This is a genomic window from Candidatus Saccharibacteria bacterium oral taxon 488, from assembly GCA_005697215.1.
Taxonomy (GTDB): domain Bacteria; phylum Patescibacteriota; class Saccharimonadia; order Saccharimonadales; family Saccharimonadaceae; genus Nanosynbacter.
Genome location: CP040003.1, coordinates 683800 through 698193 on the forward strand (window position 1 = coordinate 683800; position 14394 = coordinate 698193).

Annotated in this window: 13 protein-coding genes and 6 tRNA genes; 9 read left to right on the forward strand and 10 right to left on the reverse strand. The window is 51.8% G+C overall.

Features of this window, described 5'->3' with window-relative positions; genetic code table 11:
* Nucleotides 1-6: 6 nt before the first annotated feature.
* Nucleotides 7-2355 (reverse strand): hypothetical protein, encoded by a 2349-nt coding sequence (locus FBF24_03610; protein ID QCT40956.1) that lies wholly within the window; start codon nt 2353-2355, stop codon nt 7-9.
* 1055 nt (nt 2356-3410) lie between these two features.
* Here FBF24_03610 and FBF24_03615 point away from each other — a divergent pair.
* A complete protein-coding gene (locus tag FBF24_03615) occupies nt 3411-3782 on the forward strand; it encodes a response regulator (protein QCT40957.1) in 372 nt (123 codons plus the stop codon).
* Nucleotides 3783-3786: 4 nt separating this feature from the next.
* Here FBF24_03615 and FBF24_03620 read toward each other — a convergent pair whose 3' ends face one another.
* On the reverse strand, nt 3787-4635 hold the full coding sequence (locus tag FBF24_03620) for a bifunctional 5,10-methylenetetrahydrofolate dehydrogenase/5,10-methenyltetrahydrofolate cyclohydrolase (GenBank protein QCT40958.1): 849 nt from the start codon (nt 4633-4635) through the stop codon (nt 3787-3789).
* A gap of 41 nt (nt 4636-4676) precedes the next feature.
* Between FBF24_03620 and FBF24_03625 the strand changes: the two genes are divergently transcribed.
* Nucleotides 4677-4753, forward strand: a tRNA-His gene (locus FBF24_03625).
* A gap of 73 nt (nt 4754-4826) precedes the next feature.
* Nucleotides 4827-4903, forward strand: a tRNA-Lys gene (locus FBF24_03630).
* 58 nt (nt 4904-4961) lie between these two features.
* Here the strand turns inward: FBF24_03630 and FBF24_03635 are convergent.
* Together FBF24_03635 and FBF24_03640 are read right to left on the reverse strand one after the other, a co-directional pair.
* Nucleotides 4962-5390, reverse strand: a complete 429-nt coding sequence (locus tag FBF24_03635; GenBank protein ID QCT40959.1) for a hypothetical protein — start codon at nt 5388-5390, stop codon at nt 4962-4964.
* Between the two features lie 22 nt (nt 5391-5412).
* A tRNA-Arg gene (locus FBF24_03640) sits at nt 5413-5489 on the reverse strand.
* A 43-nt stretch (nt 5490-5532) separates the two neighbouring features.
* Between FBF24_03640 and FBF24_03645 the strand changes: the two genes are divergently transcribed.
* A tRNA-Gly gene (locus tag FBF24_03645) sits at nt 5533-5607 on the forward strand.
* 35 nt (nt 5608-5642) lie between these two features.
* Entirely contained in the window at nt 5643-7412 is a 1770-nt protein-coding gene (gene glgP / locus FBF24_03650) for an alpha-glucan family phosphorylase (GenBank protein ID QCT40960.1), read from the forward strand.
* Nucleotides 7413-7436: 24 nt separating this feature from the next.
* Here glgP and FBF24_03655 read toward each other — a convergent pair whose 3' ends face one another.
* Nucleotides 7437-8960 carry a UDP-N-acetylglucosamine 1-carboxyvinyltransferase gene (locus FBF24_03655; protein ID QCT40961.1) on the reverse strand — a complete coding sequence of 508 codons (1524 nt, stop codon included), beginning with the start codon at nt 8958-8960 and terminating at the stop codon, nt 7437-7439.
* Nucleotides 8961-9027: 67 nt separating this feature from the next.
* Between FBF24_03655 and FBF24_03660 the strand changes: the two genes are divergently transcribed.
* Entirely contained in the window at nt 9028-10299 is a 1272-nt protein-coding gene (locus FBF24_03660; GenBank protein QCT40962.1) for a serine hydroxymethyltransferase, read from the forward strand.
* A 29-nt stretch (nt 10300-10328) separates the two neighbouring features.
* Entirely contained in the window at nt 10329-10751 is a 423-nt protein-coding gene (locus tag FBF24_03665; protein QCT40963.1) for a type II secretion system protein, read from the forward strand.
* A gap of 89 nt (nt 10752-10840) precedes the next feature.
* Here the strand turns inward: FBF24_03665 and FBF24_03670 are convergent, their stop codons facing one another.
* The 5 genes from FBF24_03670 to murB all read right to left on the reverse strand — a co-directional run bounded on the left by FBF24_03670 (nt 10841) and on the right by murB (nt 14143).
* The gene (locus FBF24_03670; GenBank protein QCT40964.1) at nt 10841-11266 is read right to left on the reverse strand and encodes a prepilin-type N-terminal cleavage/methylation domain-containing protein; all 426 of its coding nucleotides are present in this window, start codon (nt 11264-11266) and stop codon (nt 10841-10843) included.
* Nucleotides 11267-11453: 187 nt separating this feature from the next.
* On the reverse strand, nt 11454-12119 hold the full coding sequence (locus FBF24_03675; GenBank protein ID QCT40965.1) for a hypothetical protein: 666 nt from the start codon (nt 12117-12119) through the stop codon (nt 11454-11456).
* The gene (locus FBF24_03680; protein QCT40966.1) at nt 12097-12510 is read right to left on the reverse strand and encodes a prepilin-type N-terminal cleavage/methylation domain-containing protein; all 414 of its coding nucleotides are present in this window, start codon (nt 12508-12510) and stop codon (nt 12097-12099) included. The genes FBF24_03675 and FBF24_03680 overlap by 23 nt, the downstream gene beginning before the upstream one ends.
* Complete coding sequence (locus FBF24_03685; protein ID QCT40967.1) at nt 12480-13094, reverse strand: prepilin-type N-terminal cleavage/methylation domain-containing protein; 615 nt, start codon at nt 13092-13094, stop codon at nt 12480-12482. Before FBF24_03685 ends, FBF24_03680 begins: the two co-directional genes overlap by 31 nt.
* A gap of 20 nt (nt 13095-13114) precedes the next feature.
* Nucleotides 13115-14143 carry a UDP-N-acetylmuramate dehydrogenase gene (murB, locus tag FBF24_03690; GenBank protein ID QCT40968.1) on the reverse strand — a complete coding sequence of 343 codons (1029 nt, stop codon included), beginning with the start codon at nt 14141-14143 and terminating at the stop codon, nt 13115-13117.
* Between the two features lie 47 nt (nt 14144-14190).
* On the opposite strand from murB, the gene FBF24_03695 reads away from it, so the two are divergent.
* Nucleotides 14191-14267, forward strand: a tRNA-Arg gene (locus FBF24_03695).
* 49 nt (nt 14268-14316) lie between these two features.
* A tRNA-Arg gene (locus FBF24_03700) sits at nt 14317-14393 on the forward strand.
* Nucleotide 14394: the final 1 nt, after the last annotated feature.

Sequence of the window (14394 nt, forward strand, 5' to 3'; positions counted from 1 at the left end):
ATTTCCTCAGCGACTCATTGCTTTTTTCTTATTCGGCCTATCAAGTGGCAGACGAAAACCAAACGTGCTGCCCTTGTTTTCTTTTGAGGCAAAAATCATCGCCCCACCGTGCTCCAACACAACTTTACGCGCCAAAAACAAGCCAACGCCTGTGCCGTCAGGACGACGCTTGCGAGCATTTGAGGCGCGAAAGAATTTACCAAACACGCCAGACTGCTCAGCTTTTGGCACACCGATACCTTGATCTTCAACCGTAAACACCACTTCCTGCGCGTCACAGCAAAGCGACACCTTGACAGTTGTTTGTTCTTTAGAATAAAAGATTGCGTTATCAATCATGTTCATGATGACTTGGCGGAGTTTTTCGGCGTCAATCGGCAACGTCGGAACATCATCGTCAATATGCACCGAAAGAGTGATGTTATGCTGCTTGGCCACAATCTTCAGCAGAGCCATTTCACTTTGTACAATATCACCGAGGTTAGCCGGCTGACGATTCATAGTGAATGTCCCGGTCTGTAAGCGAGAGATACTGAGAAAGTCATTGATCAGTTGTACCATGCGCTCACTCGAGGAAAAGGCTTCGCGCAGAACAGCTTTTTGGGTCGGACGAACTGGGCCGAGATCACCCTGGAGCAGCATGTCGAGATAGCCCTTGATACTGGTTAGTGGCGTCCGCAGCTGATGCGACGCCATAGAAATAAACTCATTCTTCGCCTCGTCTAGCCGCTGTAGCTGCTGGTTACTCATCCGCAGTTCCTGCGTCGCCGCCTCGACACGCTGCTGTAGCTCGGCATTCAGCTCATTCACCTCCTCCATCGACTGAGCATTTTTAATGGCGATCGCTAGTTCACCGCGCACCGCCCGAAGCATTGAGAGATCACGCTCGACATAGTTATTTTTCTGACTTTCGCCGATCAGCACAAAACCAACGATGTCTTCCTGCAGCGATAATGTCATGACGATAGCCAGTTTTTGTAGTTTCATCGTCCGCCGTAGCTGCTCTGGCAGCGATTCGACGACCGCTACGTCATCAAGTTGTTCAATTTGGTGTTGCGCTGCCAATCCCGTTAGGTCCACTTGCGGCGGACGAGTGTGTCCACGTGAGCCAAATATCCGAAAGCGCCCGTCATCATAGACCGCAAAGATCACCTGACGAGCCTTGAGGAGCCGCGTCAGGCACGCCGCTAATCGAGTCGTCAGCAGCCGCAGCCCCATTGTGTGCAGCAAAATTTGCCCAATCTCGTTGATAAAACTTTCAATGGTATAATCCTGTCGATAAAACAACTTGTCGGTCAGGCGATCAAAAAACTGCTTGGTCGGTTGAAACAAAAACCCTAAAAACAATGCTGCCAGCACGCCCCAAAAGCCCGGTATCCCACCGATGTCATGACCGCTGAGCGCACTGACAATCGCCGAAATAATATACGTCGCCGCGTAATATACGATCGCTAACAAGCTCAACAACATCGCATATGCAATCGTTCGCACCGCCGCATCTTTCAGACCAAAGAGACGATGCTTGACAATTGTCAGATACGCCAGCGGTATAAAAATAAAGGTGCTCAGCGGCCCAATCCAGATGAGGTCATAGCGGCCGACAGCTGGCAGCAATAAATTAAATACCATACCTACGCTACCAGCAATGCCATAGGCATAGGAAATAAGTCGTAGCTGAGAGCGTACCAAGAGTGCGCTGCGACGACGAGCTTGATGAGCGAGGATGATAAGTGCCGCCAAAAACAGCAGTATGAAATATGCCATATAGATGAAATAGCCGATCGGATGAATCACGACCGTATGATCATTCAAGACCACCCGCGCTATCAGCCAATCAACTCGCACGACAATCACCGCAGCAACGATACTAAATAACACCCAAGCAGTGACCGGTAACCATTTTATCGTTCGTCGAGAGCCGATATGGGCCGCCATCGAGATCATGGCTGCCGCAATTAGCGCTGCTCCAATATAGTATATTCTGATGTATATCAGTGCCGCCGCCAGATCATTGGTCGCCAAAAATGCCGCAACACCCAGTGCCCACAGGGCAATGCCAACCGTCAGCACAAAAAAGAACCGGGTTGCCGGCTGTTGTGGTTGATTAGCTACAACCATAATACCGAATATCAGCGACATTACCCCGGCAATGATCAGCCCCGCTATTTCCATGCCCACTCCCCTATCATGTCTATAGTGTATCACCAAACTCCGGTCTACGCATAGCATATACTGCGTAGACACCATCATCAGGACAATACACATCAACCCGCCAATCACCCAGACCCGCCACCTCCACAATCCGCTGCATTGTTTCGATTGACCGAGGCTGGATATGTGGCCACTGCACAACATTAAGCGTAAAGCCTAGCTGTGGATGCGTATCGCGCATATTGCCGACTAGCAGCAGTCCGCCGGATTTCACCAGTTGGGCAGCATTAGCTAGGAAAGTTGCGGCATTAACCTGCAACGCCGTCGGACTTTCATCTGAAAGCGCCTCGGGCACATACTCCAAAATTCCAACAGCATCGACTGCATCATATGCGGCCCCCTCAAGGCCAACCCGTTGCCGCAGTGCTCGAGCTGCCACGTTCGTTTGCGCGTCTACTGCGGGCAAGGCTAAACCCTGAGGGCGCAGAATATTCATACAGCGAACATCAATAGACTGCTTGACTTTCATTGCCTGAGCATACGTTTTTGCGGCCTTGAGCGCCGACCGATCAAGATCAACCAGTGTGACTTGCGGCATAGCATGACCACTCTCTTTGATGTGCCGGAGTGCATGACAAACTGGCTGAGCAGCACCGCAAGCTAGACTAACCCACTGCTGTCCTATAGCACCCGGAGACGCTTGATCAATACCATGCCTCTCAAGAATAGCCTGAACAATTTCACCACGACTACGAATACCGTGAGCATCCAAAATATTACAGGCCCAGTCGCGCACCTCTGGTGAGACTGGCTTACCATTTGCTAATCGCTCAATGCTCGGATCATACAACAGGTCCAGTGCCGCCGCCGTCGGTATCAGTTCCAACCAGTTTTCAACGCCGGGAACCCGAGCGATCAACTCACGTGTCGCTCGATTCGTATAATCAATTGTCGTTCGCTGGCGTTTAATTGCCGCCGTTAAATCAGTCTCACCACGAAAGCCCATATCAGTCAGCTCTTCTAGCTCCAACACTACCTTCTCGTGGGATTGCGTCTGATATCGGTCACGTATCGACACCTGATGAATCTGCCAATCGGCTGTACCAATTTCCATGCCGTACCCTGGCACTTCGGCCAGTATTTTAGCCCAGTCACCACGATCTGGCTGAATATCTATCTCGTCACTCCACTCTATCCCCACTTTGCCCACCTTTATAGTGATAGTTTTACAATACACTACTGCCTGCTATAATACAATTATGGTTAAAATTGCTATCATCGAGGATGATGCGACAATCAGTCAGATGTACCGAATGAAGTTCGAGGCTGACGGATTTGACGTGCGACTAGCCGGCAATGGGATCATTGGCGTTAGCTTAATTGAATCATTCCGACCAGATGTCATTCTGCTTGATATCCAAATGCCCGAGATGGACGGAGCCGAAGCTTTACGGCGTATTCGCTCACACGCATGGGGCAAGACGATACCAGTCATTGTGCTAACCAACCTTGGTGAGGAAGAAGCCCCGCGCGAGATGCGTTCACTCGGCATCCAGGGTTATATCGTCAAGGCTAATCTCACCCCGCGCCAAGTTGTCGCCCAGGTCAAGGCAATCACCGCAAAGCCGTGAGTTTCTACCGAGCATTAACCCGGCGCAGGCACGCCGTAATCACATTATCAAACAACGCACTCACCGTCAGTGGGCCGACGCCGCCCTTTTCTGGTGTCAAGTGAATGTCGGTGCGCGTCCGATTCGCCGGTGCCACGTCACCAACAATCTTACCATCCTCCGAGGCGGTTCCTGCGTCAACCACCACCGCACCAGGTCGGATCATATTTGGCTGAATCAGTCCTACCACGCCGGTTGCCGTGACGATGACGTCATATTCGTGTAGTCGCGATAAATCATCACCCCTACTAAATACCGTTACGTCCAGTCCCGACGCTCGCCACATCCGCTCCAGCGGCGCACCGACCAGCCGCCCACGCCCGACAATAGCCAACCTTTTACCAGCCAGCTCCACACTATAGCCCGCTAACAGCCAATTGATGGCCATCGGTGTCGCCGGGTCAAACAGCGTTCGCTCAGAATTAAGGCCATCGACGTCTTTTTCCGGTGCCACCAGCCGCACAATTTGATCGGTCTGCTCTGGCTCGGCTAGTGGCAGCTGGACGATAATTCCCTGGACATCATCGCGTTGGTTTAGCGTCGCGATTGTCTCCGGTAGCTGCTGAGTCGCCACACGACAAATTTCTACCTCAATCAAAATATCCGCACCATAGCGCTGCTTGAGGCGCATGTAGGTGGCGATGACTGGATTGTCCGAATCGGTGACGATGGCGAGGCGTGGCTGAATGTGGTGCGCTTGGCGGAGCATGCGCACTTGCTTGGCCTGACGCCGCTTGATAAACGACGCAAGTTCTGCACCATTGAGAGATTTCATTGTTTGATTGTAGCAAATCAGCATGGGCGCGTCGAGCACCTTGAGGATGGTAGCCGTCTGTGGTATAATCGGGAAGCTTGGCGGATGTAGCTCAGTTGGTTAGAGCGCTGGATTGTGGCTCCGGAGGCCGTGGGTTCGAGCCCCATCATTCGCCCCAAGCATTGTCCGTAGCAAAAGGTGCGACGCTATGTTTACCTTCACCACTCATTATGCTATAATCTGGACTGATTGGGCCAGTAGCTCAGCTGGTTAGAGCACCTGCCTCTTAAGCAGGGTGTCGAGGGTTCGAGCCCCTCCTGGCCCTCCAAGGAATTATTAAACCCCAGTTTGCCTGGGGTTTTAGTATGCCTGGTAAATCATACCGTTTATGAAAATGGGTTATAGCCGCGCGAAGGCGGCTCTTGAAATCGAGGTGATGATGGCGACCGAGCGATATTATTGCCCCCCGTTGGACCACCTAGTGGCGCAGCGCCTGGGGTATTTTGTGAATTTCGTGACAGGGACGATGGCTCTGCTTGGCGCAGCGAATTGTCCACAAAGGTACGATTAGAGAGCGGAACGTCGCTAGTCGTGTCATAGTCTTCCGCTGTATCGTCGGTGCTTGCTGATGGTACATAACCACGCGCGCCCAGCGCTGATGACTGATAATTCCCGATCCGCTGGCGATCGCAGTTACGGTCGCTCACTCGACGACTTCGACCGGTATTACCAAACGCCGGCTGCGTCCGTGGCCGATGCGCCATTAACCGCTGAACTAACCGACGCGACATTCGCGGTTTACCACTAGCATCCATATGACCCTCCTTTGATCATTCCTGGCGCCCCGAGTAGGATTCGAACCTACGACCTTAGGCTTAGAAGTCCTCTGCTCTATCCAGCTGAGCTATCAGGGCATGTTCACATTATAGCATCTTTCTGGTACAATAGTGCAAGCTCGCGGGTGTAGTACAGCGGCTAGTATGCAAGTTTTCCAAACTTGAGATGGGAGTTCGATTCTCCCCACCCGCACCAATGTAAGATAATTTCAATCCGCAAAAAAGGGCATCATGGATTCATATTCATACACAAACACTTCACCATACCAGCCACAGGACATTGAAGACGCCTCCGAATTCTATGACGTAATTGAGCGTAGTAGCCTGACGCATCAATTGTCTGAGTCACGGCCGTACGTTTACTGGACAATGGAAATTTATGACAAGGCCAACGGCATCAAAGGCGGTGGCGGCTTGGGCGTATTGGCGGCAGACACGCGGCGGGTAGCCGAAAAGCTGGAAGTACCATTTGTGGTGGTGACGCCATTTTACCGCAGCGAATCACACCAAAAAATTACCGACCTCGCACAAACTGAATACGTTGAGAAGGTCTCGCCCCAGGAGTATGGCTTTCATTATATTGATGAGGTTTCGGTTAGCTCCGCCGGCTTTCCCGATGCTAGCCTCAGCGTCTTTCGCAAGACACTCGGCTCAACGCAATTTGTTACCATCTCAGAGCCAAACTTTGGGCAATTGTACGAAGGCGAAGGCTCGGGTGATCACCGGCTGTACCAAGAAGTGGCGCTTGGGTTTGGCGGCTATAAAGCCTTGAAATTACTCGGCATCAAGCCAGCCGTCATCCAGCTCAATGAAACCGCAACAATTTTTGCGGCATTGGCCCGGCTGGACGAGCTATGCGCCAACGGCATGAATTTATATGAAGCAATTGTTTACGTCCGCAAACACACGCTCTACACCAACCACACTCTACTCCAGGCAGCTGAACCGGAGTTCCACCGCTCGCAATTTGAAAAATTAGTACTGCCAAACCTCAAAAGCAATGCTGTGCGCTGCTGGCTGATGGAGCAATTTCGGGGCGACGTCCTGCGACCAAACTTGTTGGCAATTGAGCTGACCGAAGCCAAAAATGGCGTCAGTAAACTGCACGCCCGTGTGGCAAATTTCCGCGACCGCAACAACGACAAAGTCAAATTCCACGCCATCACCAACGGCATCGACCTCGAGACATGGGTACTGCCAGAAATCTTACAGGCCTATCGTGAGCATACTATCCTTGATAAGTTTGGCTTGCCAACAGAGCAGTATCAAGAGGCAATCACTGGGCTATCAGCCGCTACTATTCGATCGCTCAAGCGTACTGGTCGGCTGAAATTAAATCGAATTCTCGCAAGGCGCAAGGATCAATACAACAACCCAGTTCACCTGCCCGAGAATGCTCTGGTGTTTGACTTCAAGCGGCGATTCGCCAATTACAAGCGGCCACACCTGGCATTTGAGCGCCCAGAAGTACTCAAGCAGATTCTACTTGATAACAATGCTCACTACATTCTCGCCGGCAAGGTCCATCAGGGCGATCATGGTATGTATCAGCAGCTCCTGACCATCCTCAAGCTCGTCGATAGCGACCCTGTCCTGCGTGAGCGCGTCCACTACATTCAAGATTACGACGAGACCCTGGGGCGAGCGCTGGCGATTGGCTCAGATGTTGCTATCAACGTGCCGATCATTGGCCTCGAGGCCTGCGGTACATCATGGGAAAAAGATATCGCCAATCTCAAGCTACTCATCTCCACCAGCGACGGCGGCGTTGCCGATATCAAGCCAATCGCTTGTCTCGAGGTAAGCGGTGTGAGCTCAGAGGACGAGACCATCTCGCTCTACGCTAATATGCGGCGAGCAGCGCAAATCGTCGCTAGTGATGAGCTACTGACGCAGCACATTCATCGCCAGCTCATAGCCTATCTACCGATCATATCGGGTGCACGGATGCTCAAAGATTACCTCAAGTTTCTGTTTCCCGCCCGCCATACAACCAAATAGAACCGATAGCAGAACACTGCGTAGCTACTCGGTGATAACTTCAATCTCTGCACCCAGTGAATTGAGCCGCTGCGCTAGTTCCTCGTAGCCGCGATTAATTGAATACACATCACGCAAGATTGACACGCCCGGCGCCGCTAACATGGCGAGCAGTACCACAACCGACGGCCGCAGCGCTGGCGGCGCCACAACATCAGCGGGCTTCCACCTGGTCGGGCCAGTGATATACACCCGATGCGGGTCAACCAGTTCGATCTGTGCGTTCAATTTACTCAGCTCGGTGAAATAAATCGCTCGGTTCTCGTAACTCCAGTCGTGCACCAATGTCCGGCCTTTAGCGACGGTCGCAATCAGCCCCAAGAACGGCAGGTTGTCCATATTAATCCCCGGAAACGGCAGCGCGTGAATCTTGTCCTTTGGCGCAACCAACTTGGAGTGTTTCAGCGTGATATCCACCAAGCGAGTACGACCGTTGTTGGCTGCATATTCCTCACTTAACTCATATTGCAAACCCATCTCAGCCAATGTTGCCAGCTCAATTTCCAGAAACTCAATTGGCGCCCGGCGCACCGTGATTTCTGAATCAGTCACCACGGCCGCCGCGATAAAGCTCATCGCCTCAATCGGGTCTTCAGACGGGTAATAATCAACTGCTGTATTGACGTGCGACCGGCCCGTGATTTTCAGTGTCGTTGTACCAATTCCTTCGATGGTCACGCCCAATTTCTGCAAGAAGAAACACACATCCTGCACCATGTAGTTCGGGCTGGCGTTGCGGATGATGGTGGTGTCTGGTGACAGCGCCGCCGCCATGATAACGTTTTCCGTCACCGTGTCGCCGCGCTCAGTCAATAAAATTATCCGATCGCCCGTTGTCGGCTCGACGCGCGCATGATAGTACCCACCCTCGGCCGCTACCTGCATCCCAAAATGCTTCAGGCCCGACAGGTGCGGCTCCACCGTGCGCTTGCCGAGGTTACAGCCACCGGCAAATGGCAACTGAAAATCATGATATTGATGAAGTAGCGGGCCAAGGAACATGATCACGGTACGCGTGCGTTTAGCGGCAGCGATGTCCATATCCTCCAGCCTCAGCCGCGCCGGTGGTATAATCTCCAGGTCGTTCTTTCGCAGCCAACGGGTTTTAACGCCAATCGAGTTGAGCACCTCAATGATCCGGTTAACCTCTTCGATACGCGCCACATGGCGCAGCGTCGTTTTTCCCTTGTTGAGCAGGCTGGCGCAGAGCAGCCCCACGGCTGCATTCTTGCTCGTTTTGACCGATATATCACCAGAAAGTTTTTTACCGCCATGCACCCGAAAGTTCATCTTGCCTGAGTGATTGAGCGTAACGATATCACAATTGAGTACATCGCTAATCCTCATTAGCATCTCGACGCTAATATTCTGACCGCCGTTCTCGATACGGTTAATGGCACTTTGTGATGTACCAATGGCCTCAGCTAGCTGTGTCTGGGTGAGGCCTTTACGATTACGATTTTCGGTGATAATAACGCCGATTTTTTGGAGATAGTCATTCATGCTCATAGCGTACAATATATCACACATGATATATGTTGTAAAGTGCTATAATAGAGGAAAAGGAGGGAGTGTCATGCAAGATACACAGGTCGCCGATTTGATTGCGGCAGAAATAAAACGGCAGCAGTTGGGGATCGAAATGATCCCAAGCGAAAATTACGTTTCAACTAGTGTACTCAAGGCGCTGGGCAGCGTCTTTACCAACAAATATTCTGAAGGTTACCCCGGACGACGCTATTACGGCGGACAAGAAAACACCGACCAGATTGAGCAGCTGGCGATTGACCGCGCCAAACAACTATTCGGTGCTGATCACGCCAATGTCCAGCCGCACTCTGGCGCCCAGGCCAACGAGGCGGTGTATTATGCATGGTGCGAGCCTGGCGATACTATCCTAGCGATGGATTTGGCGCATGGCGGCCACCTGACGCATGGCGCGCCAGTCACCCGCTCAGCCCGTGAGTATACCTTCGTCCGCTACGGTATCAAGGATGTCGAGACTGGTGAAATTGACTATGAAGAAATTCGCCGTTTGGCGCTGAAACATCGGCCAAAGATTATCTTGGCGGGATTTTCAGCTTATCCGAGAGAGCTGGATTACGCCAGGTTTGCCGAGATTGGCAACGAAGTCGGCGCTATGTTGATGGCGGATATGAGCCACATCGCTGGATTAATCGTTGGCGGCGTGGCTAAAAATCCGTTTGATTATGGCTTTCACGTTATCACCACTACCACGCACAAAACCTTGCGCGGTCCGCGCGGTGGCTTGATTTTGTCGAGGGGCATAGCCAGCAACCCTTTGAAGCGGCCGGAAAAAACCTTGGAAAACTTGCCGACACTGATCGACCGGGCGGTCTTCCCTGGCACCCAGGGCGGCCCGCACATGCACACCATCGCTGCCAAGGCAGTAGCCTTTGGCGAGGCGCTCCGCCCAGAGTTCACGGAATACGCCCAGCAAATCGTAAAGAATGCAGCCGTTCTGGCGGATGAGCTGAAGCGCGGCGGTTTGAAGTTAGTGACAGGCGGCACCAGCAACCACTTGGTGCTGGCGGATATTTACGGCAGCTTTGGTATTGATGGTAAAACTGCTCAGGAGCGACTGGAAGCCAGCGGTATCACCGCCAACGCCAACGCCATCCCGAACGATACTCTGCCGCCATTCCGTCCCAGCGGCTTGCGTCTAGGCACGCCAGCGCTCACTACGCGCGGCATGATGGAAGCGGAAATTAAGCAAATTGCTGAGTGGATTATTACAGCGATAACTACAGAGGACCCGGCAGAATACGCAAAAATTAAGCAACAAACTACTAGCCTTGCGGCGCGTTTTCCGCTACCATATAACTAATACTAAATAACTTGGGGGGCAAATCAGAAATGATTTCTTCAAACAAAACTAAAGGTTTCACATTGGTTGAGCTCTTGATCGTTATCGTGGTCATCGCTATCTTGGCTGCTATTTCGATAGCAGCGTACAATGGTGTATCCAACAAAGCTCGGGATAGCGAGAGGTTAGCCAGCGCACGCGACATCATCAATGCTGCCGCCGTGTACAACTCAGAAAAAGGCCACTGGCCGACAATAGCAGAGCTGGGGTCATTTAATACGATTAGGTTACCTGACCAGGTAAAAAGTCGCCTCGGAACTACCGCACCAAGTCCAACCGATAAAAGCAAGTATCTATACGAGTTGTGCGGAACTGCTCCAAACGTTACCGGAGCAAAAGTTACCTACTGGAAAGAAGCTATTGATGGACACGAAGCTCACGAGAAGATAGTCAGTAGCGGTAGCGGTTGTTAAAACAAAGAGACAAACAAACTGTTATGCTGCTCGTATAAAAAGCCCCGGTAATTCCGGGGCTTTAGTGTAATAATACTACAGTAAGCTTACTAGCAGTTGCTACCAGTAGTAATCACCTGCTCGTGCTGAGCACTTCCTTCGATAATATCTTTCCAGTAGGTAACTTTAGCACCGGTGTTGTTATTGTTTGAGTCCTGACAAAGTTCGTATTTGTACTTGCCCTTATCGTTTGGACCTGGGGCAGTGTTGCCTATATTATCCTTCGCATTCTTTGATAGCTTAATCGTATCAAATCCCTTGATTTCGGTATCCGTTGGCCACTTATCCTTTTCAGAATTATATGCAGCTGCTGCGTTAATAATGTTACGCGCATCGGTTGCACGCTCATCATCCCGAGCCTTATTTGTCACACCATTGTACGCCACAATCGAAATAGCAGCCAAGATAGCGATGACCACGATAACGATCAAGAGCTCAACCAATGTGAAACCTTTAGTTTTGTTTGAAGAAATCATTTCTGATTTGCCCCCTATTTTTAGTTAGTTATTATTGTAACTTGATTGTAGCAAAGCGATTATAAAAGCGCAAGTATTTTATGAATAATTCCCTGATTCGACTCACGTTGGCCATAAAAACAGAGGTAGTACCTCAAAGCACTTCCTGCTCGGAACAGGCGTTATCCACACGACCCACCCGAACCCGCTATGGACACGAGGCGCCGGCAGTGCCGTTTACAGGAACATTGATTGACTTGATGAGGCGCTGGCTGGAGTACTGAATGTTTTCACCAGCAACGGTTTTAGTCACCCCGAGGCTGACCTTGAGCGTACCGTCATTAATCTTGCAGACATTGAAATTAAGCACTGTACTGGTGTCGATGATTGTTTCGACTGCCCCGTTCAGCTGCCAGATACGATCACTGGCACTCGGGCATGAGCCATCGTACATCGTCTTGCGCTTGAGTTCCGAGCCGCTCTGGAAATACTCAGTGGTATAGGTCTTTGCATCAGCGATGGCAACCGCTCCCCACGCCACACCGCAATCACTTTTTTGGATCAGACGCCGCGTCGGGCTGTAGGGGTTATCACTGGTGGCGAGACTATGCATGCGTACATATGACGAGGTTGTTCCCTCAAGCGTAGTGCTAAGCCGCACGTCCGCCTCAATCCGATCAAGTGCCGTTAGCACATCACTCTGTAGTTGTGACCTGGCACTAGTGATCATCGATGAGCCAGTAAGGTTGATGATCAAGCCGATGATACCTGCCAGCACCAAGATAATGACTGGCGCAATCGCCAAGATCTCGATCAGCGTAAAGCCCTGGCTGTGCTGCCGCCGGTTAGAATTAGCCCGAAATGTACGTCGCATGCACCACCTCCTGCGCTGGCGTTCCATAAGTAATAATCACTGCGACGCGAATCACTGCGACGCTGTTTGGCACTTTACAATACTCGACTCGGGCACGAACCGGACTCGGTAGTATTGGTGTGGTTGGTGGCGTCACCTGTTCAGTCTTGACCGCACCACTACCGCAAACCTCGGACACCGTTTTGTATAGGCCGCGTTCACGCAGAATGCTGTATCCGATACTAGCGGCCTCCGACGTACGGCGAGCCTCAGTATTGCGCGCCAACACCGCCCCGTACAGCTGGTAGCCGCTCATCAAAAAGATCCCAGCGATAATCAAGGTGATCATCAGTTCGACAACGGTGAAACCGCCCGCATGCTTTAGAGACGTTTGCTGTTGAGTACTTGCCATTTACCCGGCTCCTTTGTTTCTAAATGATAAAAAATCGTATAGCGCCGACAGGCCGTACCTATCTCGTCACACACGCCACCGTAAACCCCAGCAATGTAGACGTACGCACCGTTCGGATAATTAGTAATCTTGGTGTTTTCGTAATCATCCTTCTTGGCAAACAGCTGACCCACGTTAGCGATCGGATTGACACCGAATGTACCGTTAATCGCCGAAATAAGGCGTTCTCGATCCAGTGGGCCGGTCTTGGCGGCACCACCCAGTTCGTCAAACGCCGCTGCAAACTGCGCCGCAGTCATCTTGCCAGCACCGCTGGCGCCAGAAACATACGCCGGATAGCCGCCAGCAGGCTTGATGACGTTACCGGCACTGTCACGAATTTCCCGCGGATAGACGCTCTCGAGGTAGTTCTGCAAGGCTAGCACATCGGCTTCACGCTCCTTATCGCGTGCCGCTGCCTGATAATTACGAAAACTTAATGTCGCGAGCACCAGCAAAATCGCCATGACGGCAATAGCAATGATCAGCTCGACTAGCGTAAACCCCCGTCCCTTCATACCCCCATCATACTCGGAAATATGCATAAGCGCAAGCGTTTTGGCGCTCAAATTTCCAACGGTTCTTGCTGGATCTGGATGTGGAACTTATCGTAGACTGACTGAATGATAGCGTCACGTGCCGCCGCCAGATCGTGGTAGCTGGTCGCCGACTCATTGATCAATACCAGCGCGTTCTTGTCGTGCACCCGCATGCCGTGAAGCAATGCCCCCTTGAGCCCAGCCTGCTCGATCAACCAGCCCGTTGGCACCTTGTGTCGGCCGTCCGGCATATCATAGGATGGGGCATCTGGATACCGTTCACGAAGTTCATTCAGTTGCCATGATTCGATCAGCGCGTTCTTGAAGAATGAGCCAGCATTAGGTCGCTCGGTCGGATCAGGTAACTTATCAAACCGAATCGCCATCACCGCGTCGCGGATCACCTGCGGCGTAAAGGTCGTGATATTCATGTTGGTCAAATACCGCTGCAAGCCGGCATAGAACGGCGGTTTCGGCGCTGCGTGATGGAGCTTGATGGTAATTGAGAGAATGCAGTAGCGACCGCTCGCCTCACCGCGAAAAATACTATGCCGATACGAAAACCCGCACTCTGCCGCGCTCAAGGTTACCACCCGGTCAGTCAGTGAGTCGTACGCCTCTAGCTCAGTGAGCACATCAGCAACTTCCTGGCCATACGCACCGACATTTTGCACCGGCGCAGCGCCGGCTGTACCAGGGATGGCCGACATCGCCTCAATGCCGCTCAGTCCCATGGTAACTGTACGCTTAACCACCTCATCCCATATTTCACCCGCACCAACCTTGATCGTTGCCGTCTGGCCATCATCAGTCAGCACTGCAAACCCCTTGATTCGATTGAGTAGCACCGCCCCCTCAAACCCTTCGTCGCGAGCGATAACATTGCTGCCGCCGCCGAGGACAAAGATCGGGATACCTTGCATCTTGGCACTCTTATATAACTCTCTGACTTCATTCACCGACGTCGCCGATGCCATAAAGCGCGCCTTGCCGCCGAGCCGCATCGTCGTATATTGTTGCAACGGAATCTCTGTTCGTATCTCCATGTGATACATTATATCATTTCTATTTCGGCGCGGTGCGTGGTATAATATCCTCGTGTGCACCCGTAGCTCAGTGGATTAGAGTACTTGGCTTCGAACCAAGGGGTCGCAAGTTCGAATCTTGCCGGGTGTACCATGAATTTCGCGCTTTCCCACCGGACCTTTTCCTATCAGCGCGTTAGTGTGCCCCGTTAGCTCAACTGGATAGAGCGTTGGTTTCCGGTACCAAAGGTTGCAGGTTCGATTCCTGTGCGGGGTACCAC

Excerpts from the sequence above, each read along its gene's own strand:
- FBF24_03670 (QCT40964.1), bottom strand. The coding sequence starts at position 11,266 with ATGATTTCTTCAAACAAAACTAAAGGTTTCACATTGGTTGAGCTCTTG.
- FBF24_03615 (QCT40957.1), top strand. The coding sequence starts at position 3,411 with ATGGTTAAAATTGCTATCATCGAGGATGATGCGACAATCAGTCAGATG.
- FBF24_03635 (QCT40959.1), bottom strand. The coding sequence starts at position 5,390 with ATGGATGCTAGTGGTAAACCGCGAATGTCGCGTCGGTTAGTTCAGCGG.
- FBF24_03665 (QCT40963.1), top strand. The coding sequence starts at position 10,329 with ATGATTTCTTCAAACAAAACTAAAGGTTTCACATTGGTTGAGCTCTTG.
- murB (QCT40968.1), bottom strand. The coding sequence starts at position 14,143 with ATGTATCACATGGAGATACGAACAGAGATTCCGTTGCAACAATATACG.
- FBF24_03610 (QCT40956.1), bottom strand. The coding sequence starts at position 2,355 with ATGTTGTGCAGTGGCCACATATCCAGCCTCGGTCAATCGAAACAATGC.
- FBF24_03675 (QCT40965.1), bottom strand. The coding sequence starts at position 12,119 with ATGCGACGTACATTTCGGGCTAATTCTAACCGGCGGCAGCACAGCCAG.
- FBF24_03660 (QCT40962.1), top strand. The coding sequence starts at position 9,028 with ATGCAAGATACACAGGTCGCCGATTTGATTGCGGCAGAAATAAAACGG.
- FBF24_03685 (QCT40967.1), bottom strand. The coding sequence starts at position 13,094 with ATGCATATTTCCGAGTATGATGGGGGTATGAAGGGACGGGGGTTTACG.
- FBF24_03680 (QCT40966.1), bottom strand. The coding sequence starts at position 12,510 with ATGGCAAGTACTCAACAGCAAACGTCTCTAAAGCATGCGGGCGGTTTC.
- FBF24_03655 (QCT40961.1), bottom strand. The coding sequence starts at position 8,960 with ATGAGCATGAATGACTATCTCCAAAAAATCGGCGTTATTATCACCGAA.
- glgP (QCT40960.1), top strand. The coding sequence starts at position 5,643 with ATGGATTCATATTCATACACAAACACTTCACCATACCAGCCACAGGAC.